Genomic DNA, 24,434 nt, shown 5'->3' with positions numbered 1-24,434 from the left:
ACCGCAATCCCCTGTGGGAGCGGGCTTGCTCGCGAATGCGATTTTTCATTCAACATTGATGTCGACTGATCCATCGCATTCGCGAGCAAGCCCGCTCCCACAGGATCTCGGTTGAGAGGAAGTATTGTGTACAGATCCTATTTACGCTGGATCCCCCGAGCCGCTTCACTGCTGCTCTGCCTTGTATTCTGGCAACTCGCCGCCAGCCACCACTGGAACCTCGGCCTGGTCACCTTCGCCAATGTCCCGACGCCACTGGCGGTCATCGAAGCCGCCCTCGGCCTCGGCGACTCCGGCAAGCTCGCGCAACACCTCGGTAGCAGCCTCAGCCGAGTCTTCGCCGGTTACCTCGTGGCACTGATCATCGGCATCGCGTTGGGCCTGGCCATCGGTCGCTCTAAATGGGCCGAAGACCTGCTGCTACCACCGCTGGAAGTCTTGCGCCCGATCCCCGCCGTGGCCTGGATTCCACTGGCGATCCTGATGTTCCCCTCGTCAGAGCTGTCGATGGTCTTCATCACCTTCACCGGCGCACTGTTCCCGATTTTGCTCAATACCGTGCATGGCGTCGAAGGCGTCGACCCACGGCTGATCGCCTCGGCGAAAAGCCTCGGGGCAGGGCGCCGGGCGATTCTGCTGGAGGTGATCCTGCCAGGCGCTGCGCCGAGCATCATCACCGGCCTGGCGATCGGCATGGGCACCTCATGGTTCTGCCTGGTGACCGCCGAAATGATCTCCGGCCAGTACGGCATCGGCTATTACACCTGGGAGTCCTACACCATCCAGAACTACGCCGACATCGTGGTCGGCATGTTGCTGATCGGCGTACTGGGGATGGGCAGCAGCCTGCTGATCAAACGTCTGGGCGGGCTGTTCACGCCCTGGCACCGACCACGAGGAAAAGCCTGATGAGCGTGATGCAAACCCCTGAAGGACGGATCGACATCCGCCAACTGTCCATCGTCCTCGGCGAGGACAAGCAAGCCTTCGAAGCCGTGCAAGGTCTGGATTGCCAGATCGAGCCGGGGCAATTCGTGTGCATTCTCGGGCCGTCCGGTTGCGGCAAATCGACCCTGCTCGGCGCGCTGGCCGGCCACCTGCAACAGCGAACCGGCACCCTGAAAGTCGACGGTGCGCAGGTCCTGGGCCCATCGCCGCAGCGGGGCATGGTGTTCCAGCACCACACGCTGTTCCCTTGGCGCACCGTGCGCGACAACGTTGCTTTCGGCCTGAAAATGCGCGGCATCGGCAAAGCCGAACGCCACCAGGCTGCCGACGAAATCCTTGCCCTGGTGGGCCTCGAAGGGTTTGCCGAGCGCTGGCCCGATCAGCTCTCCGGCGGCATGCAGCAACGGGTCGAAATCGCCCGGGTGCTGATCAACCGCCCGCGCCTGTTGCTGATGGACGAACCCTTCGGCGCCCTCGATGCGTTGACCCGATTGAACATGCAGGAGCTGCTGCTGGACATCTGGACGCGAATTCGCACCACCGTGGTGTTCGTCACCCATGACATCGATGAAGCGCTGTTCCTCGCCGATCGGCTGCTGGTCATGAGTTCGCGCCCGGGCCGGATCATCGAAGACCTGCGTCTCGATTTCCCACGGCCACGCACCACCGAACTGGTCACCAGTCACGAATTTTCCCGCTTGAAGCGTCATTGCCTCGAGTTGCTGCGTCACGAAGACGGTCGGCAGTTACCGCGCCTGAACCCTCTCGGACTTCCCCTTGAAAACAAACTGCCGCGATTTGCCCTATGACCTCTCTATTCGATGTAACCGATAACGACGACATTCTCGCCCTGCAACCGCGCCTGAAGGATGAAGATCCCGGCGTGCGCAGAATTGCCCTGATCGAACTGGCCGACCTTGAAGAGCCGGACGGTTTGCTTTGGCTGGTCAATCGCCTGGCGCAAGACCCGACCGAAGAAGTCCGCGCCGAAGCCGCACGCTTGCTTGAAGCCTGGGAGGACACACCTGTGGTCGAAGCGCTGTGCCTGGCCCTGACCGATCCTTCCCAAGCTGTGCAAGCGGCCGCCGCGCAAAGCCTTAGCCTGCTCAAGACCGAGGCGGCGGGCAGGGTGATTCTGCCGTGGACCGGACATGCCGATATCAACGTGCGCATCGCCGCTTTCAGAGCCTTGCGTGAATTGCGCTTCCCCGATGCTGCCGCGGCTGCTTTAGGGGCATTGAGCGATGAAGACGCCAGTGTTCGCCGCGAAGCCGTTGGTGTACTCGGCTGGCTCAAGCAACTCGATGCCTTGCCGGCGCTTGCTCGATTGGCCAGTGACGACCCGGACACCGAAGTCCGCCGCGCTGCCACCGGTGCCCTTGGCCTGGCCTCCGACGCCCACGTGCTGCCGGCGCTGCGCCAGGCCTTGCAGGACGCCGCCTGGCAAGTGCGCGAAGAAGCCGCCACCACGCTGGGCAAGGTCGGTCACGTCGACGCCGGCCCGGCCTTGGTCGAAGCCTTGAGCGACGCGTATTGGCAAGTCCGCCTGCGCGCCACCCGCAGCCTCGGTCGTTTGCGTTACGTCCCGGCCCTTGAAGCGTTGATCGAAACCCTCGGCCACCGCATCAGCAACCTGCGCAAGGAGGCCGCCCTGGCGCTCGGAGAGTTGAACGACCGAGGCGCCATCGCACCCTTGCAGGCCGCCCAGGATGACGGCGACCCGGAAGTGCGCAAAGCCGTGCGCATCGCCTTGAGTCAGCTGCAATGAACCCGGTGGCGATTGGCAATTCCCAAGGTAAACAGCAGCTGCGGTTTAACTGGCCGGATGGTCGCGAGCAGTTGTTGGGCCACGTTGAGTTGCGCCGCCAATGCCCGTGCTCGCAATGCCGGGCGTTTCGGTTGCAAGGGCTGACGGTGAAAGTCGATGAGCGCATCCGCGTGATCGAACTCAACCAACAGGGCTACGGCCTGCAACTGATCTTCAGCGACGGTCACGAACGCGGCATCTTCCCTTGGCCCTACCTCTCTGGCCTGACCTGAAACCTGTAGGAGCTGACGAGTGAAACGAGGCTGCGATCTTTTGATGTTGTTTTTAAAGGGCAAGATCAAAAGATCGCAGCCTCGTTTCACTCGACAGCTCCTACACAGCTCCTACACAGCTCCTACCAGCTCCTACAAGTCCTTGCCAGAAAAAAGCCAAAAGAGTACAAATGTACTCCATGACGACTTTAACTCCCCGCCGTACCGCCATCCTGACCTTTATCCGCGATCGAATCGCCGAGCATGGCCAGTCCCCGAGCCTCGCTGAAATCAGCGAGGCGTTCGGTTTCGCCTCCCGCAGCGTGGCGCGCAAGCATGTGCTGGCGCTGACCGAGGCCGGTTTTATCGAGGTCAATGCGCATCAGGCCCGGGGCATTCGTTTGCTCGGGCAAACGGCGCGGCCCGAGTTGCTGGACATTCCGGTACTCGGTCGGGTGGCGGCGGGTGCGCCGATCGGTGCCGATGCCGAGGTTCACAGCCGCTTGCTGCTCGACCCGTCGATCTTCTCGCGGGTGCCCGATTACATGCTGCGGGTCCAGGGCGACTCGATGATCGAGGACGGCATTCTCGACGGCGATCTGGTGGGCGTGCACCGCAATCCCGAGGCGGTCAACGGCCAGATCGTCGTCGCACGGCTCGACGGCGAAGTCACCATCAAACGTTTCGAACGGGTCGGCGAGGTTGTCCGATTGCTGCCACGCAATCCGGCCTACAAGCCGATCATCGTCGACGCCAATCAGGACCTAGCCATCGAAGGGGTGTTCTGCGGTCTGGTGAGGCAAGGGTGATGGGCGCCGTCGTTGCGCTGGATACGCTGTTCAATGGCGGCCAGGTCTGGAAGGGCCGGCCTGCGCCACCGGCCGTCAGCCCGCAACCCACCGGGCATGCTGCGCTGGATGCGGCGTTGCCTACGGGCGGTTGGCCGGAAGCGGCGCTGACCGAAATCCTTTTGGCCGGGCAGGGTGTTGGCGAGTTGCAACTAGTGTGGCCAGCGCTGGCGCGGTTGTCCGCCGCGGGCGAGCGCATCGTGCTGGTGGCGCCGCCTTACGTGCCCTATCCCCAGGCCTGGCAAAGCGCCGGGGTCGATCTGCGTCAGTTGTCGATCATCCAGGCCAGCGAGCGCGATGCCTTGTGGGCAGCGGAACAATGCCTGCGTTCGGGCAGTTGCGGCGCCGTGCTGTGCTGGCCGCACAAGGCCGATGACCGGGCGCTGCGGCGCTTGCAGGTGGCGGCGGAAACCGGCTCGACCCTGGCGTTTGCCTACCGCTCGATCAATGAGGCAGTCAACCCTTCGCCAGCGGCGCTGCGCATCGCCATCGATGCCAGGCCTGCGCAATTGCGCGTACTCAAGTGCCGGGGCGGGTTGGCGCGTTCGGCGCCGATTGCCTTCCCCGTGGGGCATTGAGGTTGCCATGCGCTGGGTGTGTATTCTCTTTCCGCAATTGGCGCTGGACGCGGTACTGCGTCAGCGCGCAGATCCCGATGAGCCGCTGGCGCTGCTGACCGGCCCGGCCCAGCGTCGGGTGTTGCAAGCGGTCAACGCTTCGGCCCGGGTGCTGGGCTTGCGTCCGGGCCAGTCGATGACCGCCGCCCAGGCCTTGAGCAAAGGGTTTGTCACGGCTGAATACGACGCTGCCGAGATCGAGCACTGGCAGCAGTTTCTGGCTGCCTGGGCTTATCGATTCAGTTCACAAGTCAGCGTGCATTACCCGCGTGCGGTGGTGTTTGAAATCGAGTCCAGCCTGGGATTGTTCGGCGCCTGGCCGCAATTCGAGGCGAGGTTGCGGACCGAACTCGGCGAGCTGGGGTTTCGCCATCGGATTGTTGCCGCGCCCAACCCGGTGGCCGCACGGGTGCTGGCCAACGCGTATGACGGTCTGGTGGTGTCCGACGATCAAGCCTTGCAACATCATCTAGGGCAGTTGCCCATCGACCGGATCGGGCTGGAAACCAGCGTTGCCACCGCGTTGTCGCGCATGGGGCTGCGCACCTTGAGTCAGGTTCAGGCGTTGCCTCGCCATAGCCTGGCCCGGCGTTTCGAGGCCCAGGTGCTCAAGCATCTGGACGCCTTGCTCGGGTTACGGCGGCTGGCGCTGGCGTTCTACCTGCCGGCGGACCGGTTCGATGTGCGCATCGAGCTCAACTTCGATGTGCAGTCCCATCAGGCGCTGCTGTTTCCGTTACGCCGATTGACCGGTGACCTGTCGGCATTTCTTTGCGGTCGGGACAGCGGCGTGCAGCGTTTTGACCTGCATTTGGAGCACGCCGGGTTGCCGGACACCGTCATCAAGGTCGGCCTGCTCAGCGCCGAACGTGATCCGGCGATGCTCTTTGAACTGGCCCGGGGCCGGTTGGAGCACGTCCAGGTCGAGGCCCCGGTGCGCGGTTTTCGCCTGCGCGCCGAAGACTTGCCGGCCTTCGTTCCCCAGTATCAGGAGCTGTTCGACGACCGCCCGCAACAATCCTTGCCGTGGGAGCAACTGCGCGAACGCTTGCGCGCGCGGTTGGGAGATGACGCGGTGCAGGGTTTGCGGTTCCAGGCCGATCACCGGCCGGAATGCGCGTGGCAGGCCAGTGTCGACAGTCAGCGCTGTGCAGGGCTGCCTGCCGTACAACGTCCGGGTTGGCTGCTGACTGAACCGCTGGCGGTGCACGAAGGTTCGACGCGCATCCTGATGGGGCCGGAACGCATCGAGTCCGGTTGGTGGGACGGCGCCGATGTGCGCCGCGATTACTTCCTGATCGAAACCCGTTCCGGCCAGCAGGGCTGGGCCTATCGTGCGGTCGGTGAGGACGGTCCGTTGTGGCTGCAAGGCTGGTTCGCATGAGCATCGACTATGCCGAGCTGCACTGCCTGTCGAACTTCAGTTTTCAACGCGGTGCTTCCAGTGCCCTCGAACTCTTTCAGCGGGCGAAAAAGCAGGGCTATCAGGCCCTGGCGATCACCGATGAATGCACCCTGGCCGGTATCGTCCGCGCCTGGCAAGCGGCCAAATCCGTGGAGCTGCCGCTGATTATCGGCAGTGAAGTGCGCATCGAGAACGGTCCGAAACTGGTGTTGCTGGTGGAAAGTATCGAGGGTTACCAGACACTGTGCCGACTGATTACCCGAGCGCGGCGCCGCACGCAGAAAGGCCAGTATCAAGTGCTGCGGGAGGACTTCAGCGAACCCTTGCCGGGGCTGTTGGCGTTGTGGGTGCCGGACGCGGTCGATGACTTCGAACAGGGCCACTGGCTGAAACAGACCTTCGTCGATTGCCTGTGGCTGGCCGTCCAACTGCATCGCGGCCAGGACGATACCCGACGGCTGGCTGCGCTGCTGACCCTGGCGGGCGAACTGCGGATTCCGGCAGTGGCCAGCGGCGATGTGCACATGCACGCTCGCGGGCGGCGCGCCTTGCAGGACACCATGACCGCGATCCGTCATCACGTTTCGGTGGCGGAGGCCGGGTTGCGCCTTCATCCCAATGGCGAGCGGCATGTGCGCAGTCTCGATGCTCTGCAATCGATCTACCCGCAAACACTGCTCGACGAAACGCTGAACATCGCCCGCCGCTGCACTTTCGATCTCGGGCAGTTGCGTTATCAATATCCCCGGGAGTTGGTGCCAGAAGGCCAGACAGCTACATCCTGGCTGCGGCATCTGACCGAAGAGGGCATCGCGTGGCGCTGGCCAACAGGCCCGCAGGCCCAGGTGCTGACGCAGATCGACAAGGAACTGGAGCTGATCGCCGAGCTGGGCTACGAAAGCTATTTCCTGACGGTTCACGACATTGTGCGATTCGCCCGTGAGCAAAAAATCCTGTGTCAGGGCCGTGGTTCGGCGGCCAACTCGGCGGTGTGCTTTGCCTTGGGCATCACGGAAATCGATCCGGATCGCACCACGCTGTTGTTCGAGCGCTTTCTCTCCAAGGAACGCAACGAACCGCCGGACATCGACGTCGATTTCGAGCATGAGCGTCGCGAAGAAGTCTTGCAGTACGTGTTCCAGCGTTATGGCCGGACCCGCGCGGCGCTCACAGCGGTGGTCAGCACGTATCACGCGGCCGGCGCGGTGCGTGATGTGGCCAAGGCCTTGGGTTTGCCGCCGGATCAAATCAACGCCCTGGCCGATTGCTGTGGCCACTGGAGTGATGAAACACCGCCCGTGGAACGCCTGCTTGAAGGCGGGTTCGATCCCGAGAGCCCGGTGCTGCACCGGGTGCTGAGCCTGACGGGGCAACTGATCGGGTTCCCCCGACACCTGTCCCAGCACCCCGGCGGTTTCGTGATTTCCGAGCAGCCTCTGGACAGCCTGGTCCCGGTGGAAAACGCCGCCATGGCCGAGCGCACCATCATCCAGTGGGACAAGGACGACCTCGATGCCGTCGGGCTGCTCAAGGTGGATATCCTGGCGTTGGGCATGCTCAGTGCGATCCGCCGCTGTTTCGATCTGTTGCGCCGTCATCGCCATCGGGACCTGAGCCTGGCGACGATCCCGTCCGAAGACTCGCAAACCTACGACATGATCGGCCGTGCCGACACCATTGGCGTGTTTCAGATCGAGTCCCGGGCGCAGATGTCGATGCTGCCGAGGCTCAAACCCCGGACCTTCTACGATCTGGTGATTGAAGTGGCGATTGTCCGTCCGGGGCCGATCCAGGGTGGCATGGTGCATCCGTACCTGCGCCGCCGAAACAAGGAAGAACCCGAGGTCTATCCGTCCCCGGCGCTGGAAACCGTGCTCAAGCGCACCCTGGGCGTGCCGCTGTTTCAGGAACAGGTGATGCAGATTGCAATCGTCGCCGCCGACTACAGCCCCGGCGAGGCCGATCAGTTGCGCCGCTCCATGGCCGCCTGGAAACGCCACGGCGGGCTGGAGCCGCACAAGGATCGCCTGGCCGCCGGGATGAAGAAAAACGGCTACACGGCCGAGTTTGCCGCGCAGATTTTCGAGCAGATCAAAGGCTTCGGCAGTTATGGTTTTCCCGAGTCCCACGCCGCCAGTTTCGCCTTGCTGACCTACGCCAGTTGCTGGTTGAAATGCCACGAGCCGGCGGCCTTCGCCTGTGCGCTGATCAACAGCTGGCCCATGGGTTTCTATAGCCCGGACCAGATTCTGCAGGACGCGCGCCGGCATCATTTGCAAATTCGCCCGGCGGACGTGCGCGCCAGTGACTGGGATTGCAGCCTGGAACCGATCACCGGTGCCCAGCCGGCGATCCGCATGGGGTTGCGGATGATCAAAGGCTTTCGCGAGGACGATGCCCGGCGCATCGAATCCGCGCGGTCGAAGGGGGCGTTTATCGACATTGCCGACCTCGGCGAGCGGGCGCGACTCGATGCCCGCGCCCAGGAGCAACTGGCCGATGCCGGTGCGCTACGTGGACTGGCGGGTGACCGTCATCGGGCGCGCTGGGAAGTGGCAGGAGTGCAGAAACAGCTCGGCTTGTTTGCCGGTCTGCCGAGTCAGGATGAGGGCGCGGTGTCATTGCCCAAACCCACCGTTGGCGAGGACCTGCTAGCCGATTACAACAGTGTCGGCACCACCCTCGGTCCGCATCCGCTGGCGTTGTTGCGAGGTGAATTGAAGGCCCGGCGCTGCCGCAGTTCGAAGGAGCTGCTGGAGGTCGAGCATGGACGACCGGTCAGCGTCGCCGGGCTGGTGACCGGACGACAGCGCCCGGGCACCGCCAGTGGCGTGACCTTTGTCACCCTTGAAGATGAGTTCGGCAACGTCAATGTCATCGTCTGGCGCGACCTGGCCGACCGGCAGCGCCAGGTATTGGTCGGCTCGCAATTGCTCAAGGTCGACGGGCGCTGGGAAAAGGAAGGCGAGGTGCGGCATTTGATTGCCGGACGGTTGAGCGATTTGAGCCCATTGCTCGACGGCATCAGCGTGCGCAGCCGGGATTTCCGTTGACCTCGACCTGATCGTTCCCACGCGTTGATGCCCGAATAATTTAATACTGTCTTCGATGGTGGCACTTTGGCATAATGCCGGCCGCCGACGTCCCGCACGTCGATTGTCGATTTGATGCCCCCTCGCTTTTTTGCCGCTGCAACCCGCAGTGGCAAGCTATTGCCGTGCCGGGATAAACCGTTTTTCAAAAGGAATGCACAGTGAGAATGATCTCTCGGATGTTGGTATCGGCGGCAGCGGTTGCCGTTTTGGGCGCGATGGCCGGGTGTGCGACTGAAAGCTCGCGCGCCTTGCCGGTAGAAAAGGTCGAAAGCGCCAGCCTCGCTTATGCGGGCGTTCGCGTACCCATGGCGGTCGGCAAGTTCGACAACCGTTCGAGCTACATGCGCGGGATCTTTTCCGACGGTGTAGATCGCCTTGGCGGTCAGGCCAAGACCATCCTGATCACTCACTTGCAGCAAACCAACCGCTTCAGCGTGCTGGATCGCGACAACATGGGCGAGATCCAGCAGGAGGCCGCGATCAAGGGCCAGTCCCAGCGCCTCAAGGGGGCCGACTTTGTGGTCACTGGTGATGTCACCGAATTCGGCCGCAAAGAGACTGGCGATCACCAGTTGTTCGGCATTCTCGGTCGCGCCAAGACCCAGGTGGCCTACGCCAAGGTCAATTTGAACATCGTCAACATCAGCACCTCGGAAGTCGTTTATTCGACTCAGGGCGCGGGCGAATACGCCTTGTCCAACCGTGAAGTCATCGGCTTTGGCGGCACCGCTGCCTACGATTCGACCCTCAACGGCAAAGTGCTCGACCTGGCCATGCGCGAGGCGATCAATCGTCTGGTGGACGGCATGAATGCCGGTGCATGGAAACCGGGCAACTGATCAAGGTCGAAGACAAGGAGCGGTACAAGCATGTTCAAGATTTATGCGAAATGGGCGCTGATGGCGTCGACCGTGCTGGTCAGTGGCCTGTTGGCCGGCTGCAACAGCGGCCCGAAAACCCTTTACCAGTGGGAAAGCTACCAGCCGGAAGTCTACGAGTACTTCAAGGGTGAAGAGCCCAAGGAAGCTCAGGCCGAAGCCCTGGAGCGCGACCTGCAGAAAATCAGGTCCACCGGCAAGACGCCGCCGCCTGGCTACCACGCTCATTTGGGGTTGTTGTACCTGAGCATGGGCAAGGACGATCAGATGGTGCAGCAATTCAGAACCGAGAAGACGTTGTTCCCCGAGTCGACGCCGTACATGGACTTTCTGCTTAAAAACGCCAAGACCGGAGACACCCAATGATCGCGCGCTCATTGAAACTGATGGCCGGGCTACTGGCTCTGGCGGTACTCGGCGGTTGCGTCAGTCCCAAGACCGTGGACTATTCGGCATACAAGCAAAGTCGTCCGAAAACCATTCTGGTGCTGCCGCCGCTGAACAACTCGCCGGACGTCAAGGCGTCCTACAGCCTGTTGTCGCAGGTCACGTACCCATTGGCTGAAGCCGGTTACTACGTGCTGCCGATCGCCCTGGTCGATGAGACGTTCCGCCAGAATGGCTTGACCACACCGGCGGATATCCATCAGGCACCGGCCAACAAACTGCAAGAAATCTTCGGTGCCGATGCTGCGCTGTACATCACTGTGACGGACTATGGCACTCGCTACATGATCATCAACAGCGAAACCGTGGTTACGGCCAGCGCGAAACTGGTGGACCTCAAGAGCGGCACCACCCTGTGGACCGGCTCGGCTCGGGCTTCGAGCGAAGAGGGTGGCAATAACGGTGGCGGTGGTTTGATTGGCATGCTGATTACGGCTGCGGTCAAGCAAGTGATCAACAGTTCAACCGATGCCGGTCACCCGATTGCCGGTGTGACCAGCGCTCGGCTGCTGTCGGCAGGACAACCGGCGGGGTTGCTGTACGGACCGCGTTCGCCGAAATACGGCACTGACTGATGTCCGCAATCCCGTAGGAGCTGTCGAGTGAAACGAGGCTGCGATCTTTTGATCTTGTTTTTTAAAAGCAAAGTCAAAAGATCGCAGCCTCGTTTCACTCGACAGCTCCTGCAGGGTTTGGGTACGTGGGCAGAGTTCTATTTGGCTTCTGGCCAAAACCGCTCCCCACCCCCCGGCGCCTCCGTCCAGGCCTGCAACGACCGTGTCGGCAAATCGAAATAATCGCGCGTACGCGCATACCCATGCCCACCCATCCGGCCAATCGCATCCAGCCCCAACTGATCGATATACAAGGTTTTCGGGTCGATCAATTCATCCCGCACATGGGCCATCAGCACTTCGCCAAAGATGATCTCCCGTGACTGCCCGATGGACAGCGCCATCATCCTTCGGCACTCCAACGCGACCGGAGCTTCGCCAATCCGTGGGCATTTGACCGTGGTCCCGGGAATGGCAGTAAGGCCCGCAGCAGTCAGTTCGTCGAAACCGGGCGCGAACGGCACGGCGCAGACGTTCATGGCTTCCACCAGGGCATCGCTGACGATGTTCACGGTGAATTCCTGATTGAGCTGGATATTGCGCGTGGTGTCCTTGGGGCTTTGATCGCCGTAGTTTTCCACGCCCAAGGCGAGGATCGGCGGGTCGGCCGAGAGGGCGTTGAAGAAGCTGAAGGGCGCCGCGTTGATCCGACCTTCGCCGTCGATGGTGGTGACCAGGGCAATCGGCCGTGGCACCACGCTACCGATCAAAATCTTGTATTTGTCTCGCGGGCTCAATTGGCTGAAGTCGAAGCTTTGCATGGGCAGAATTCTCTAAAGAAGGGGATCAATCGCGCTCAGCGGCGCGCGTGCGCTGTAGTCGTCAGCGAACGGGATGGACGGTTTGAACAGGTCTTTCCAGTCCGGTTGGCCAAAGGTCCGGTCGCTGTGGCTGCGCATCAGTTTTTCGAATTGTTGTTGGGCCTGGCGTTGCAGGGCGGGGTAGTCGACGCCTTGAACCTGACCGTCCTGCATCACGCAGCGGCCGTCGATGTAGCTGGCGATGCAGTCGTCACCACGCCCGGCCAATACCAGGTTTTTCAGTGGGTCGAACAGCGGCCCCAAATGCAGGCCGCGAAGGCTGAACACCGTGATGTCGGCCTTGGCGCCCGGCGCCAAACGACCCAGATCATCGCGACCCAGGGCCTTGGCGCCGCCGAGGGTGGCGGCGTTGTACAAATCCAGGGTGCTGGTGAGCAAGTTCCCGCCCTCCATCAATCGCGCGATGTTGAGACCCTGGCGCATGTTTTCCAGCAAATCCGCCGGCCAGGTGTCGGTGCCCAAGGCGAAGTTGACGCCCTTGGCCCGATAGCGACCGAAAGAGTTCAGTGCCTCACCATCACGGGCAAACACCACCGGGCAATGCACCAGACTCGCGCCGCCATCCACCACGCGTTGCAGATCGTCATCGCCTGAGGTGTAGATGCCGTGTGGCAGCAGACTGCGCGGGGTCAGCAGGTCCAGTTGCTGCAACCAGCCCAGCGGCGAAGTACCGCGCAGTTGCTCGACCATCGCCACCTCACCGAGCCCCTGGCAACAATGCAAACGCATCGGCGCGTTCAGTTCCCGGCTGAGCGCGGCGGTGCGTTGCAGCAGGGCTGGGGTGCAGGTCTGGATGCGGTCCGGTAGCAGCGCACCGCGTATTAAACCCTCGTGCGCACCGTCGAAATCATGGAAAAACCGCACAGCCGCATCGAGCCCGGCCATGCCCCGCGCTTCATCCCAGTGATGCCCGAGGGTTCCATCGGCGCGCCAGTAACTCATGCCGCTCATGTAGCAGGGGCCAAGGTAAGTCCGCAGCCCCAGCTCGGCAGCCACACCGGCCACCGCAGAAAACTCGTCGTAAGTCTCGGCCCACTCGCGGTAATACATCGAGGTGATCGGCATGGCGGTGGTGATGCCGTTGCGGATCAACTGAGTGAAGGCGTAGCGGTATTTGAAGACTTCTTCATCCGGGTTGTAACTTTCCCGCGGACCGCTCGCCAGATAGTCCTCGGACCACATCCGGCCCATGTCGAGTTCATCGCCGTTGTCCAGCGTCAGCACCGTCGAATCAAGATCCCCGAGCGCATCCAGATCGATGAAGCCCGGACCGATCAACGCGTTGCCGTAATCGACCCACTGATCCACCGGCCCCGGATAATCGCGCCCGACAAACACGATGCGCGAACCTTCGAACACCACTTCGCCGTCGCGCCACAGCACATGCTGGGTGCCGTCGAACCCGACCACGCAACTGGCTTTCAATCCAATCCTTTTCACAAGCGACTTTCCAGCAGTCGGCCACCGGAGGCGATCAACTCACCACAGCGATAAACCTGCCGCACCGGTCGCGACACCACCGCCTCACCCAGCGTCTGCACCGGCATCAGCAGAAAGTCCGCTGGCGCACCGATCTGCACTCCATAACCTTCACAGCCCAACGCCCGAGCACCATTCACCGTCGCTGCTTCGAACACCGCCGCCAGTTCATCGTCCTTGTTCAAGTCGAAACGAAAGGCCATCAACATCGCCCGTTCCAGCATGTCGCCGTTGCCCATGGGCGACCAGGCATCGCGAATGCCGTCCGAACCCAGGCACACGTTCACCCCGGTCTCACGAAGGGCGAGGAACGGTGGCACCGCGCAATCGGCCGGTGCCGAACTCATCAGGGAAATGCCCAAGGCCGCCAAACGCTCGGCCAGCGGTTTGACCTGACTCCACGGCAACATCCCAAGGCAGTAGGCGTGGCTGATCATCACCCGACCCTGACGCCCGAAGCGTTCGGTGTAGTCGGCGATCAGTGCGATCTGCCACAGGCCCAGTTCGCCCTTGTCGTGCAGGTGAATGTCGACGCCACGCTTGAATTCACTGGCCAGCTTAAACACGAAGTCGAGCTGTGCGATCGGGTCGTTGTCGATGCCGCACGGGTCGAGGCCGCCGACGTTTTCCACGCCCAGGGCCATGGCTTCGCGCATCAGTTCGGCGGTGCCGGGGCGGCTGATCAGGCCGGTTTGCGGGAACACCACCAGTTGCAGGTCGATCAGGTCGCGGTAGCCTTCGCGCAGTTGCTGCATGGCCTCGACATGGCGCAGGCCGAATTCCGGGTCGATGTCGACGTGACAACGCATCGTCAGCGAGCCACGGGCGATGCAGTTTTCCAGCAGGGCGCCAGCGCGTTGAGCGATGGGCGCGTTGACTTCACGCAGCACGCGGCGCTCGTTGGCGATGTAGTCCTTGAGCGTCGGGCCGGCGCTGTTCGCACGCCAGGGTTGGCCCCAGAGGGTTTTGTCGAGGTGGACGTGGCTTTCAACCAGGGCAGGGGTGAGGAGCTGGTTTTGGCCGTCGATGTCGGTGGTGGTGAGGGCAGTGGTCGATGCCGGGCGGCGTTGCTTGAACAGGCCGTTTTCGATCAGCAGGTCTTCGGCGGTGGAGCCGTAGGGGCGCACGTTGCGTAGCCAGCGGGGTTGAGTCATTGCATACCTCTTTTTCAGAATTTAGAGCATCGGTGCCTGTGCTGGCCTCATCGCGAGCAAGCTCGCTCCCACAGTGGTTTTGTGTTGAACATGGAATGTGTGAACAACCCAATACCCTGTGGGAGCGAGCTTGCTCGCGATGGCCGCGACTCGGTTTAAAGCCAGCCAATCAACCCTTGAGCTTCGACCAGATCCGGTCCTGCAGCTCGCGCGCCTTGTTGCTGCACTCTTTTTCCGGGCGCAGGCGCGAGGCGAACTCATCGGGCATGTTGATCGCGTCCATCACCCGCCATTTGGCATCGATCAGCTTGTCGCTCTGGATACCGTTGTCGTAGGCGATGGCGTTGGACACGGCGGCGGCGTTTTCCGGTTTCATCATCCAGTCGATAAAGATCTTCGCGTTGCCGGGGTGCGGGGCGCTTTTCGGTACGGCGAAGTTGTCCTGGAACATCGCCAGGCCTTCGCGCGGGTACACGTACTTGATGGTGCTTTTTTGCAACGTGGCCCGGGCGGTGGAACCGTTCCAGTTCTGCATCATGATCACTTCACCGGAGGCCATGCGGTCGACGGTGTTGTCCGAGCTGTACATCTTCAAGTGCGGTTTCTGTTTTTGCAGCAGCTCCAGAATGCGCTTGGCGTCCTGCGGGTTTTCGCTGCATTCGTCGACGTTCAGGTAATGGCTGGCGGCGTTGATCACACTGCTGGAGGTGTCGAGGGCGGCGAGTTGGCCTTCCAGTTCCTTGCGCGGTTCGAAGAACTCTTTCCACGAATCGTCCAGCTTGCCGCCGGGCACCCGTGCGCTGTCATAGGAAAACCCGGTGGTGCCCCACAGGTACGGGGCGGAGAACTTGCGACCGGGGTCGAAACTCGGATCACGGAACGCCGGTTTGACGTACTGGAAGTTGGGCAGGGTCGACGCGTCGATTTGCAGTAGCAGGTTCTGGTTGATCAACGTGCGCATGATCGACTGCGATGGCACGATCACGTCGTACGCCGCGCCGCCGGCCTGCAACTTGGCCAGCAGGGTTTCGTTGCTGTCGTAGCCGTCCATGGTGACCTTGATCCCGGTCTCCTTTTCGAACTTGGCCAGCAGTTCCACCGGGTAATAGTCGGTCCAGTTGTAGAAGAACAATTCCTTAGGTTCGGCGGCCTGGGCGCTGAACGCCGTGAAGCAACTCAGGGCCAGACCGGCGACAGCGAAACGCATGCTTTTGATGTTCATAGATGTACGCTCCAGAAGTACCACGAAGGACAAAGGCTCATTGGTTTTTGCCGCGCTGTCCCAGCCAGAAGGCCAGTACCACCAGCACGATGGAAATCACCAGCATCAGGGTCGAAATCGCGTTGATCTCCGGTGTTACCCCGGACTTGATCGCCGAGAAGATGTACACCGGCAACGTCGTCGAACCGGGTCCGGCAACGAAGAAGGTCATGATGAAATCGTCGAGGCTGACCACGAACGCCAGCACCGAACCGGACAACACTGCCGGCCACAGCAGCGGCAGCGTCACTCGACGAAATACTTGCCACGGGTTGGCGTACAAATCGTTCGCCGCCTCCAGCAAGCTCTTGTCGAGGTCATTGAGCCGTGCACGGATCGGCAGGTAGGCGAAAGGAATGCAGAAGCCGATGTGCGCAACAATCACCGTCAGCAAACCGAGCTTGATCCCCAGCGCCATGAACAGCAGCAGAGTGGCCACGGCGGTGACAATCTCCGGCAGGATCAGCGGCAGGTTGATCCCGCCCTCGACCATCTTCTGTCCATAGAACGGCCGGTACGTCGCCAGCGCTGCGAGCAACGCAATGGCCGTGGCGCAGACTGTGGCGATGCCGGCGACGATGATCGAGTTCAGCGCCGCCGTCTGAATCGACGGGTTGGCCAGAATCCGCCCGTACCAGGCGAACGAGAACTCGGTCCACACCGTCGCCGAACGGTTGGCGTTGAAGCTGTAGGCGATCAGCACGAATATCGGCACGTACAGATAGGCCAGGATCAACAGGCTGACTTCGCGGGTCAGGGGCAGTTTTTTCAGGTGCAGGGCGATCATGCGGTGGCTCCCCGACGCAGAGTTTTAGCGGTGCTGCGGCTATAGAGGGCGTAACCCACCAGCGAAAGAAGCAGAATCCCCAGCAACAGGAACGACAGCGAACTGCCCAGCGGCCAGTTACGCGCGGTGCCGAACTGTTGCTGGATCAGGTTGCCGATCATCAGCGTCTTGCCGCCGCCGAGAATCGCCGGGGTGATGAAGGCACCGAGGCTCGGCACAAACACCAGCAGCGCGCCGGCAATCACGCCGGGCATCGACAGCGGCAGGATGATCCGCCGCAACGCGTGCCAACGATTGGCACCGAGGTCGTAAGCCGCTTCCACCAGACGCCAGTCGAGTTTTTCCAGGGTCGAGTAGATCGGCAAAATCATGAACGGCAGGAAGCTGTAGACCAGCCCGACGCTGACCGCGAAGTCGTTGTAGAGCAGGGTGATGCCGCCCGCCTGCGGGAACAGCGCATTAATGCTTTGGGCGACCCAGCCGTGTTCGCGCAGGATGATCAGCCAGGCGTAGTTGCGGATCAGCAGGTTGGTCCAGAACGGAATGGTGATCAGCAACACCATGAGGTTGCGCCGACGCGGTGTCAGGCTCGACATCCACAGCGCCACCGGGTAGCCGAACAGGAAACACAGCAACGTGGTGCCACCGGCCTGGAACACCGAGCGCAACAGCGCCTGGGCATAGACCCAGTTCAGTTCCAGTTCACCGTCGAAACCTTCCTGGAAAAACAGCTGCACGTAGCTTTGCAATTGCCAGTTGGCCTGCCAGTCGACGCCGCCATACACATTGCGCGGCAACAGGCTGATGTAGCCCATGATGCCGAGCGGAATGGCGATCAGCGCCAGCAAAGTCAGAACCACCGGGCTGAGCAACAGCGCACGGTTGAGGGCGGGAGAAGTGCTGCTGACGCTCATCTCAGGCCTCCATCAACAGGCAGGCGTGGGGCGGCAGGTTGACCGCGATGCGATCGCCGACCACCCGGCCGCGGTTCAGGCCTTCGTTGTTCTCGCGTAGCATGACCTTGATGTCGTTGTTCAACCGGCACTGGTAAAGGGTCGCGGTGCCGACATACAACACCGCTTCAATCACGCCGCGCAGGTGATGCGGTTGCGCCGGGTCGACCAATTGCGAACGTTCCGGACGGAACGCCAGTTGCACGCTGGCGCCGTCGAAGCCTTGAGCCGGGCAAGGGATTTCCACTGGCATGCCGCTCGGCACGAACAGTTTTTCGTTCTGCTGGCCGCGCTTGAGGTGACCGGGGAGGAAGTTAATGTCGCCGATAAACTGAGCAACGAAGCGATGCTGCGGCCGTTCGTAGATATCGTTCGGTGTGCCGATTTGCAGGATCTTGCCGGCGGACATCACGGCGATGCGGTCGGACAGCGTCAGCGCTTCTTCCTGATCGTGGGTGACGAAAATGAAGGTGATCCCGGCTTCCTTCTGTACGCGCTTGAGTTCGACCTGCATTTCCTTGCGCAGCTTCAAGTCCAGCGCCGACAACGGTTCGTCGAGCAACAGCACTTTGGGTTTCGGCGCCAGGGCCCGGGCCAGGGCTACGCGCTGCTGCTGGCCGCCGGACAGCTCGGCCGGTTTGCGCTGGGCCAGGTGTTGCATTTGCACCAGCGCGAGCATCTCATCGACCCGTTGCGGGATGAGCTTGCGATCAAGACCCTGCATCTCGAGGCCGAAGGCGATATTCTGCGCGACGCTCATGTGCGGAAACAGCGCGTAGCTCTGGAAGACGGTGTTGACCCGGCGCTTGAACGGTGGCAAATCATTGACCGGTTCGCCTGCCAGACGAATCTCGCCTTCGCTGACCTGTTCGAAGCCGGCGATGGTCCGCAACAAAGTGGTCTTGCCGCAGCCGGAAGGGCCGAGCAGGGTGAAGAATTCATTGTCGGCAATGTCGACTGAAACGTTGTCGAGGGCTGGAGCCAGCCCCGGATCGTCGGAATACCGCTTGGAGACGTTACGCACTTCAATCGCTGTTGGATGACCCATGTTGGTGCATTCCTCTAATTATTGTATGCAATATTTGGATGCAATCTAGAAATAACCGGATTAATCTGCTCGTGCAACCCCCTTTTTCAAAGGCTGCTCATCGCCTGGGGCCGGTTGTTTAGCGCTAAAGGAGTGTTCAGATGACCGAGAAAAAACTCGAGACCACGGTCGACCGCGTCTACCAAGGGGTTTACGAGGCGATCAGCAAACGTTCATTGCGTCCCGGGATGAAGCTCGGCGAAGCCTCATTGGCCGAACTTTTTAATGTCAGCCGAACGTCGGTTCGTGCCGCGCTCAAACAGTTGGAGGCCGATGGCCTGGTCACCACCGAGCCCAACAAAGGAGCGTCGGTGTCGTTGCCCAGTGATGAGGAGATCCGCTTGCTGTTTGAAACGAGGCGCCTGATCGAGATCGGCATCGTCACTGAGCTCTGTCGTCGTCGTGATACTGCCGTGACCCAGGACCTGCGTGATCACCTGTTACTGGAGGATGAAGCGCACCGCAGCGGCGATCATGAACGGTTGATTCATCTGCTTGGAGAGTTCCACATCAAGCTCGCGCAAAGCCTGAACAACCCGGTGTTGCTGGACTGGTTCCGCAAGCTGATTTCCCGCGCCTCGCTGTACGCCGCTGCGCTGGATGACGACAGTCATGAAGCCTGCCGCGATGATGAACACCTGCGGTTGATCGAGTTCATCGAAGCCGGTAATCAGAGCGCTGCGATCGAACTGACCTGCATGCATTTGAATGGCATCGAGAAGGCCATTCTCGACGTCGCCGCCACGTTGAAAACCGGCTACCACCCACTCAAGCACCTGATCGAGGTTTAGTCGCGAGATCCGTAGCAGCTGCCGAGCTGCGCGAGGCTGCGTTCGGCTGCGAAGCAGTCGTGAAATCAAACACCTCGGTGTGTCAGGACAAACTCGCATGCAGGGTTTACGACTGCTTCGCAGCCGAACGCAGCCTCGCAGGCTCGGCAGCTGCTACAAGGTTCGTCCGCAGGGCAAACTCCCTCGCCACAAAAGCCTGGATGAGGTGAATCAGCTAACCTCTATGAAACCATTGGCGACGGCGGTGCTCGAAACAAACGGGCACGCACCGTCCTCATGCCGTTGCGATCCCTTAAGCCAGTCATCTACAGGGATACAGAGTCAGTCGATGCAGTTTCTAGACGATAGCCATGGGTGTGCAGGCTGGAACGGTGAAATGGCTGGGCGCATCCGCGCGTTCGACTGGAGCCTGACTGAGCTTGGGGACATGGACACCTGGCCCGCAAGCCTGTGCAGCGCGGTGCAGTTGATGCTCGCGTCGCCACTGCCGATGGTGATGCTATGGGGCCGGCAGGGTTACATGATCTATAACGACGCGTACTCGACGTTCGCCGGTGGCCGCCATCCTTACCTGTTGGGTTCCCCGGTGGAACTGGGTTGGCCGGAAGTCGCCGACTTCAATCGGCATGTGGTCGATACCTGCCTGGCCGGCGGCACCTTGTCCTATCGCAACAAAGTCCTGGAGTTGCTGCGCGACGGGGTTCCCGAAGACGTCTGGCTGGACCTCTATTACAGCCCGGTCGCTGATGACGACGGGAAACCGGCCGGGGTCATGGCGATAGTGGTCGAGACCACCGAGCATGTGATTTCCGAACGCCGTCGTCAGGCCGCCGAGGACGCCTATCACGCCGACAACGAACGGGTGCGCCTGGCGCTCAATGCCGGGGCTTTGCTCGGCTCATTCGTCTGGGACATCAAGGGCAATGCGCTCTCCGGTGACGAGCGTTTCGCCCGCACCTTTTCGTACCCGCCGGAGCAGAACCTGGCCGACCTGCCAACGGACATCGCCGAAGCACGGATCCATCCCGATGACCGCAGCTGGGTGCAGGAGCAGATCAACCAATCAGTGGAAACCGGCGAACCCTTTAACGCCGAGTATCGGGTCCTGCGCCCGGATGGCAGTTATCTGTGGGTGCAGGCGAGTGGTGGCTGCGAGTTCAATCAGCAGGGCGAACCGTTCCGTTTTCCCGGGGTGTTGATCGACATCCACGAACGCAAGACCGCCGAAGAATCCCTGCTCAAGTTCACCCGCAATCTGGAGCAACGCGTTGCCGACGAAGTCGAGGCGCGGTTGGCCGCTGAAGAACAATTGCGTCAATCGCAGAAACTCGAAGCCATTGGTGGCCTCACCGGCGGCGTGGCCCATGACTTCAACAACTTGTTGCAGGTGATCGCCGGCAACCTGCACTTGCTGGCGCGGCATGAGCCGGACAATGCCAACGTGCAGCGCCGCGTCAGTGCGTCGATTGCCGCGGTCGAGCGCGGCGCCAAACTGTCTTCGCAATTGCTCGCGTTCGCCCGTCGTCAGCCCTTGTCGCCAGCGGTCTGCGACCTGCGGCAGGTCTTCGATGGACTCGGGGAATTGTTGCAGCGGGCGCTGGGGGAAACCATTCAGATCAACTTCACCGCTGCGGAAGCTCTTTGGCACATCTACGTTGACCACAATCAACTGGAAAACGCCATCCTCAATCTGGCGATCAATGCCCGGGACGCCATGAACGGCGAGGGGACCATTGACCTGAGCGCCGAGAACATCGCCCTTGACAGCAAGTTTTGTGCAGGCAAGGGCATCGTCGCCGGCGACTATGTCTGCGTAGCGGTGGCTGACAGGGGTATCGGCATGTCGCCGCAGGTGCTCGCGCAGGCTTTCGAACCGTTTTTTACCACCAAGGCCGATGGCCAGGGCACGGGTCTGGGCCTGAGCATGGTGTTCGGTTTCGTCAAGCAAAGTGGTGGGCATATCGAGATTTCCAGCGTGGTCGGGCAGGGCACTCGAGTGCAGCTGTATTTCCCTCGCAGCCTGCGCCCGATGCTCAACGAAACGACACGTCATGACCCGCAACAGCGAGGCGGACACGAAACCATTCTGGTGGTCGAGGACAACGAGGCGGTGCGCAGCGCAGCGGTGGAGTTACTGCGTGAAGAGGGTTATCAAGTGCTGACGGCGGCCAACGGCGACGCCGCGATGCAGATGTTGCTGGATGGCGCCGTGGTCGACCTGATTTTCACCGACGTGGTCATGCCCGGCCTGATCAAAAGCTCGGACCTGGCCGCCTGGGCCAAGGTGCAGACGCCGCCGGTGGCCGTGCTGTTCACCTCGGGCCACACCCGTGACATTATTTCGCGCAATCACCAACTCAGCCCCGACACTTACTTGCTGAGCAAACCTTATGGTCCCGAGGCGCTGACCCAAATGGTCCGCACCGTGCTAAACGGCTGAGAACAGCCCCCTGTAGGAGCTGCCGCAGGCTGCGATCTTTTGATCTTATGGCGGTCTTGACATTGCCAGGATCAAGATCAAAAGATCGCAGCCTGCGGCAGCTCCTACATTTGTATCGCGTTCATCCACATCATTCCTTTAAGGCCGCTCATGACATCCAAGCGCACTACCAATCCTCCCTCAGGCATGGTCAGGGTGCGTGGCGCCCGGGAACACAATCTCAAAAACGTCGATGTCGACATCCCCCGGGATGCCCTGGTGGTGTTCACTGGCGTGTCCGGTTCGGGGAAATCGTCGCTGGCGTTCTCGACTCTCTACGCCGAAGCGCAACGCCGCTATTTCGAATCCGTGGCGCCTTATGCGCGGCGTCTGATCGATCAGGTCGGGGTGCCGGACGTCGATTCCATCGAAGGCTTGCCGCCCGCGGTGGCGCTCCAGCAACAACGGGGTACGCCGAGCACGCGCTCTTCGGTGGGCAGCGTGACGACGTTGTCGAGCCTGATCCGCATGCTGTACTCCCGGGCCGGCAGTTATCCGCCGGGGCAACCGATGCTCTATGCGGAAGATTTTTCGCCCAACACGCCCCAGGGCGCGTGCGCCGAATGTCATGGGCTGGGGCGGGTGTATGAAGTCACCGAAGCCCTGATGGTCCCGGACCCGAGCCTGACCATTCGCCAGCGCGCGGTCGCCTCCTGGCCCACCGCCTGGCAGGGACAAAACCTGCGCGACATCCTGGTGACCTTGGGTTACGACGTCGATAAACCCTGGCGCGATCTGCCGAAAAAACTGCGCGACTGGATTCTCTTCACCGAAGAAACACCCACGGTGCCGGTGTATGCCGGGCTCACTCCCGAAGAAACCAAAATTGCGCTCAAACGCAACATGGAACCGAGTTACCAGGGCACGTTCACCGGCGCCCGGCGCTACATCCTGCACACCTTCAGCCATTCCCAAAGCGCGCTGATGAAGAAGCGCGTCTCGCAATTCATGCTCGGCAGCCCGTGCCCGTTGTGCGATGGCAAACGGCTCAAGCGCGAGGCGTTGTCGGTGACCTTTGCCGGTTACGACATCGGCGAACTGTCGCAGATGCCGTTGCTGCAAGTGGCCGAAGTCTTGAAACCAGTGGCCGCTCACAGCTACCTCGAACAGACCGAGGCGGCGGGTGAGGTATTGACGCACGACCAGACCCGCGTGGCCCGCGAGCAACGAGTGGCCCACGGCGCCAGTGGTCACGCCAACGCGCCGGATGTACGCCACACACCGAACCTGTCAGTGGAGAAACGCCTGGCCGCGCAGCGGATCGCTCAGGACTTGCTGGAACGGGTCAGCACATTGACCGATCTGGGGCTCGGTTACCTGGCGCTGGAACGCAGCACGCCGACGCTGTCGTCCGGTGAGTTGCAGCGTCTGCGTCTGGCGACACAATTGGGTTCGCAGCTGTTCGGCGTGATCTACGTGCTGGATGAACCGTCGGCCGGTCTGCACCCTGCGGATGGCGAAGCATTGTTCGAAGCGCTGCAACGCCTGAAGGCTGCCGGCAACACCTTGTTCGTGGTCGAGCATGACCTGGAAACCATGCGTCGCGCCGACTGGTTGATCGACGTGGGCCCGGCGGCCGGCGAGCATGGCGGGCAAGTCCTGTACAGCGGACCGCCGCCAGGGTTGGCGCAGGTGACGAACTCGCAGACGCGCGCTTATCTGTTCGCCGAGCAGGTCACTCAGCCCCAAGCCAGCCGCAAGGCGAACGATTGGCTACGGCTGGAAGGCATCACTCGCAATAACCTGAACAACCTCAGCGTCGAGTTTCCGCTGGGCTGTTTTACCGCGGTGACGGGCGTCTCCGGTTCCGGTAAATCGAGTCTGGTCAGTCAGGCGCTGCTGGAGCTGGTGGGCGCACATCTCGGGCGCGCGGCAAGTGACAGCGAACCCGAAGCGTTGAGCCTTGAGGACGACGCACCGCAAGTCAGCGGCGGTCAGGTCTCGGCGGGACTGGAATCGATCAAGCGCCTGGTGCAAGTCGACCAGAAACCCATCGGCCGCACACCGCGCTCGAACCTGGCGACCTACACCGGGCTGTTCGACAACGTACGCAAACTGTACGCAGCCATACCGGAGGCGCAGGCCGAGGGTTACGACGCGGGTCAGTTTTCCTTCAACGTTGCCAAGGGCCGTTGCCCGACGTGCGAAGGTGAAGGCTTCGTCAGCGTCGAATTGCTGTTCATGCCCAGCGTCTATGCACCGTGCTCGACCTGTCACGGCGCGCGTTACAACCCCGAGACGCTGGCAATCATCTGGCAAGGGTTGAACATCGCCCAGGTGTTGCAGTTGACGGTGGACGAAGCGGTCACGGTGTTTACCGAGCAACCGGGTATTCGTCGTTCTCTGGAGGTGCTGCGCGATATCGGCCTGGGTTACCTGCGCCTCGGCCAGCCGGCGACCGAGCTGTCGGGCGGTGAAGCCCAGCGGATCAAACTGGCCACCGAGCTGCAACGCAACCAGCGCGGGGCCACGCTGTATGTGCTCGACGAGCCCACCACCGGTTTGCACCCAAGGGATGTAGATCGCTTGCTCGAACAGTTGAATACGCTAGTGACGGCGGGGCATACGGTGATCGTCGTCGAACATGAAATGCGCGTGGTGGCGCAGAGTGACTGGGTGATCGACATCGGCCCGGGGGCGGGGGATCAGGGCGGGAAGATAGTCGTCAGTGGCACGCCACAGAAAGTCGCCAACAGCAAAAAGAGCCGGACCGCACCGTTTTTGGCCAGAACCCTAGGGTAAATCAAAAGA

General features: G+C 61.6%; 21 protein-coding genes. 14 read left to right on the top strand and 7 right to left on the bottom strand.

Annotation, left to right across the window (positions count from 1 at the left end; translation table 11 throughout):
- Positions 1–126: 126 nt before the first annotated feature.
- From ACMXYH_RS18545 to ACMXYH_RS18495, 11 genes are all read left to right on the top strand, one after another.
- Entirely contained in the window at positions 127–909 is a 783-nt protein-coding gene (locus ACMXYH_RS18545; protein WP_415764422.1) for an ABC transporter permease, read from the top strand.
- On the top strand, positions 909–1,757 hold the full coding sequence (locus tag ACMXYH_RS18540; protein ID WP_415764421.1) for an ABC transporter ATP-binding protein: 849 nt from the start codon (positions 909–911) through the stop codon (positions 1,755–1,757). Before ACMXYH_RS18545 ends, ACMXYH_RS18540 begins: the two co-directional genes overlap by 1 nt.
- Positions 1,754–2,716 carry a HEAT repeat domain-containing protein gene (locus ACMXYH_RS18535; RefSeq protein WP_415764420.1) on the top strand — a complete coding sequence of 321 codons (963 nt, stop codon included), beginning with the start codon at positions 1,754–1,756 and terminating at the stop codon, positions 2,714–2,716. Before ACMXYH_RS18540 ends, ACMXYH_RS18535 begins: the two co-directional genes overlap by 4 nt.
- A complete protein-coding gene (locus ACMXYH_RS18530; RefSeq protein WP_415764419.1) occupies positions 2,713–2,988 on the top strand; it encodes a DUF971 domain-containing protein in 276 nt (91 codons plus the stop codon). Before ACMXYH_RS18535 ends, ACMXYH_RS18530 begins: the two co-directional genes overlap by 4 nt.
- 170 nt (positions 2,989–3,158) lie before the next feature.
- Complete coding sequence (gene lexA / locus ACMXYH_RS18525; RefSeq protein ID WP_415764418.1) at positions 3,159–3,776, top strand: transcriptional repressor LexA; 618 nt, start codon at positions 3,159–3,161, stop codon at positions 3,774–3,776.
- A complete protein-coding gene (imuA, locus tag ACMXYH_RS18520) occupies positions 3,776–4,393 on the top strand; it encodes a translesion DNA synthesis-associated protein ImuA (protein WP_415764417.1) in 618 nt (205 codons plus the stop codon). The genes lexA and imuA overlap by 1 nt, the downstream gene beginning before the upstream one ends.
- Positions 4,394–4,400: 7 nt before the next feature.
- Entirely contained in the window at positions 4,401–5,816 is a 1,416-nt protein-coding gene (locus ACMXYH_RS18515; RefSeq protein WP_415764416.1) for a Y-family DNA polymerase, read from the top strand.
- Positions 5,792–8,890: an error-prone DNA polymerase gene (locus tag ACMXYH_RS18510; protein WP_415764415.1), complete on the top strand. Its 3,099-nt coding sequence runs from the start codon at positions 5,792–5,794 to the stop codon at positions 8,888–8,890. The genes ACMXYH_RS18515 and ACMXYH_RS18510 overlap by 25 nt, the downstream gene beginning before the upstream one ends.
- Before the next feature lie 206 nt (positions 8,891–9,096).
- Positions 9,097–9,771 (top strand): CsgG/HfaB family protein, encoded by a 675-nt coding sequence (locus ACMXYH_RS18505; protein WP_165353332.1) that lies wholly within the window; start codon positions 9,097–9,099, stop codon positions 9,769–9,771.
- A 60-nt stretch (positions 9,772–9,831) separates the two neighbouring features.
- Complete coding sequence (locus ACMXYH_RS18500; RefSeq protein WP_371925536.1) at positions 9,832–10,176, top strand: DUF4810 domain-containing protein; 345 nt, start codon at positions 9,832–9,834, stop codon at positions 10,174–10,176.
- The gene (locus tag ACMXYH_RS18495; protein WP_134418154.1) at positions 10,173–10,832 is read left to right on the top strand and encodes a DUF799 domain-containing protein; all 660 of its coding nucleotides are present in this window, start codon (positions 10,173–10,175) and stop codon (positions 10,830–10,832) included. Before ACMXYH_RS18500 ends, ACMXYH_RS18495 begins: the two co-directional genes overlap by 4 nt.
- 137 nt (positions 10,833–10,969) lie before the next feature.
- On the opposite strand, the gene ACMXYH_RS18490 is transcribed toward ACMXYH_RS18495, so the two are convergent.
- From ACMXYH_RS18490 to ACMXYH_RS18460, 7 genes are all read right to left on the bottom strand, one after another.
- Positions 10,970–11,632 (bottom strand): flavin reductase family protein, encoded by a 663-nt coding sequence (locus ACMXYH_RS18490; RefSeq protein WP_129443589.1) that lies wholly within the window; start codon positions 11,630–11,632, stop codon positions 10,970–10,972.
- Between the two features lie 12 nt (positions 11,633–11,644).
- Positions 11,645–13,132 (bottom strand): amidohydrolase family protein, encoded by a 1,488-nt coding sequence (locus ACMXYH_RS18485; protein WP_415764413.1) that lies wholly within the window; start codon positions 13,130–13,132, stop codon positions 11,645–11,647.
- Positions 13,129–14,325 (bottom strand): amidohydrolase family protein, encoded by a 1,197-nt coding sequence (locus ACMXYH_RS18480; protein WP_415764412.1) that lies wholly within the window; start codon positions 14,323–14,325, stop codon positions 13,129–13,131. Before ACMXYH_RS18480 ends, ACMXYH_RS18485 begins: the two co-directional genes overlap by 4 nt.
- A 169-nt stretch (positions 14,326–14,494) precedes the next feature.
- Positions 14,495–15,547: an extracellular solute-binding protein gene (locus ACMXYH_RS18475; RefSeq protein ID WP_415764411.1), complete on the bottom strand. Its 1,053-nt coding sequence runs from the start codon at positions 15,545–15,547 to the stop codon at positions 14,495–14,497.
- A 37-nt stretch (positions 15,548–15,584) separates the two neighbouring features.
- The gene (locus ACMXYH_RS18470; RefSeq protein WP_046048507.1) at positions 15,585–16,373 is read right to left on the bottom strand and encodes an ABC transporter permease; all 789 of its coding nucleotides are present in this window, start codon (positions 16,371–16,373) and stop codon (positions 15,585–15,587) included.
- Entirely contained in the window at positions 16,370–17,287 is a 918-nt protein-coding gene (locus ACMXYH_RS18465; protein WP_415764410.1) for an ABC transporter permease, read from the bottom strand. Before ACMXYH_RS18465 ends, ACMXYH_RS18470 begins: the two co-directional genes overlap by 4 nt.
- Position 17,288: 1 nt before the next feature.
- The gene (locus ACMXYH_RS18460; protein WP_129443600.1) at positions 17,289–18,374 is read right to left on the bottom strand and encodes an ABC transporter ATP-binding protein; all 1,086 of its coding nucleotides are present in this window, start codon (positions 18,372–18,374) and stop codon (positions 17,289–17,291) included.
- A gap of 140 nt (positions 18,375–18,514) precedes the next feature.
- Here ACMXYH_RS18460 and ACMXYH_RS18455 point away from each other — a divergent pair, with 140 nt between their 5' ends.
- The 3 genes from ACMXYH_RS18455 to uvrA all read left to right on the top strand — a co-directional run bounded on the left by ACMXYH_RS18455 (position 18,515) and on the right by uvrA (position 24,425).
- A complete protein-coding gene (locus ACMXYH_RS18455) occupies positions 18,515–19,204 on the top strand; it encodes a GntR family transcriptional regulator (protein ID WP_134418196.1) in 690 nt (229 codons plus the stop codon).
- 328 nt (positions 19,205–19,532) lie between these two features.
- Entirely contained in the window at positions 19,533–21,644 is a 2,112-nt protein-coding gene (locus ACMXYH_RS18450) for a hybrid sensor histidine kinase/response regulator (RefSeq protein WP_415764409.1), read from the top strand.
- A gap of 150 nt (positions 21,645–21,794) precedes the next feature.
- The gene (gene uvrA, locus ACMXYH_RS18445; protein ID WP_415764408.1) at positions 21,795–24,425 is read left to right on the top strand and encodes an excinuclease ABC subunit UvrA; all 2,631 of its coding nucleotides are present in this window, start codon (positions 21,795–21,797) and stop codon (positions 24,423–24,425) included.
- Positions 24,426–24,434 lie beyond the last annotated feature (9 nt).

The sequence above is a fragment of the Pseudomonas frigoris genome (assembly GCF_047758635.1).
GTDB classification, from domain to species: Bacteria; Pseudomonadota; Gammaproteobacteria; order Pseudomonadales; family Pseudomonadaceae; genus Aquipseudomonas; species Aquipseudomonas frigoris.
This window is presented reverse-complemented; position numbering and strand designations above follow the sequence as displayed.

What these genes read in the sequence shown, in the direction of transcription:
- ACMXYH_RS18540 (WP_415764421.1), top strand. Translation starts at nt 909, where the DNA reads ATGAGCGTGATGCAAACCCCTGAAGGACGGATCGACATCCGCCAACTG.
- ACMXYH_RS18535 (WP_415764420.1), top strand. Translation starts at nt 1,754, where the DNA reads ATGACCTCTCTATTCGATGTAACCGATAACGACGACATTCTCGCCCTG.
- ACMXYH_RS18530 (WP_415764419.1), top strand. Translation starts at nt 2,713, where the DNA reads ATGAACCCGGTGGCGATTGGCAATTCCCAAGGTAAACAGCAGCTGCGG.
- lexA (WP_415764418.1), top strand. Translation starts at nt 3,159, where the DNA reads ATGTACTCCATGACGACTTTAACTCCCCGCCGTACCGCCATCCTGACC.
- imuA (WP_415764417.1), top strand. Translation starts at nt 3,776, where the DNA reads ATGGGCGCCGTCGTTGCGCTGGATACGCTGTTCAATGGCGGCCAGGTC.
- ACMXYH_RS18515 (WP_415764416.1), top strand. Translation starts at nt 4,401, where the DNA reads ATGCGCTGGGTGTGTATTCTCTTTCCGCAATTGGCGCTGGACGCGGTA.
- ACMXYH_RS18505 (WP_165353332.1), top strand. Translation starts at nt 9,097, where the DNA reads ATGATCTCTCGGATGTTGGTATCGGCGGCAGCGGTTGCCGTTTTGGGC.
- ACMXYH_RS18500 (WP_371925536.1), top strand. Translation starts at nt 9,832, where the DNA reads ATGGCGTCGACCGTGCTGGTCAGTGGCCTGTTGGCCGGCTGCAACAGC.
- ACMXYH_RS18495 (WP_134418154.1), top strand. Translation starts at nt 10,173, where the DNA reads ATGATCGCGCGCTCATTGAAACTGATGGCCGGGCTACTGGCTCTGGCG.
- ACMXYH_RS18490 (WP_129443589.1), bottom strand. Translation starts at nt 11,632, where the DNA reads ATGCAAAGCTTCGACTTCAGCCAATTGAGCCCGCGAGACAAATACAAG.
- ACMXYH_RS18480 (WP_415764412.1), bottom strand. Translation starts at nt 14,325, where the DNA reads ATGACTCAACCCCGCTGGCTACGCAACGTGCGCCCCTACGGCTCCACC.
- ACMXYH_RS18475 (WP_415764411.1), bottom strand. Translation starts at nt 15,547, where the DNA reads ATGAACATCAAAAGCATGCGTTTCGCTGTCGCCGGTCTGGCCCTGAGT.
- ACMXYH_RS18470 (WP_046048507.1), bottom strand. Translation starts at nt 16,373, where the DNA reads ATGATCGCCCTGCACCTGAAAAAACTGCCCCTGACCCGCGAAGTCAGC.
- ACMXYH_RS18465 (WP_415764410.1), bottom strand. Translation starts at nt 17,287, where the DNA reads ATGAGCGTCAGCAGCACTTCTCCCGCCCTCAACCGTGCGCTGTTGCTC.
- ACMXYH_RS18460 (WP_129443600.1), bottom strand. Translation starts at nt 18,374, where the DNA reads ATGGGTCATCCAACAGCGATTGAAGTGCGTAACGTCTCCAAGCGGTAT.
- ACMXYH_RS18455 (WP_134418196.1), top strand. Translation starts at nt 18,515, where the DNA reads ATGACCGAGAAAAAACTCGAGACCACGGTCGACCGCGTCTACCAAGGG.
- ACMXYH_RS18450 (WP_415764409.1), top strand. Translation starts at nt 19,533, where the DNA reads ATGCAGTTTCTAGACGATAGCCATGGGTGTGCAGGCTGGAACGGTGAA.
- uvrA (WP_415764408.1), top strand. Translation starts at nt 21,795, where the DNA reads ATGACATCCAAGCGCACTACCAATCCTCCCTCAGGCATGGTCAGGGTG.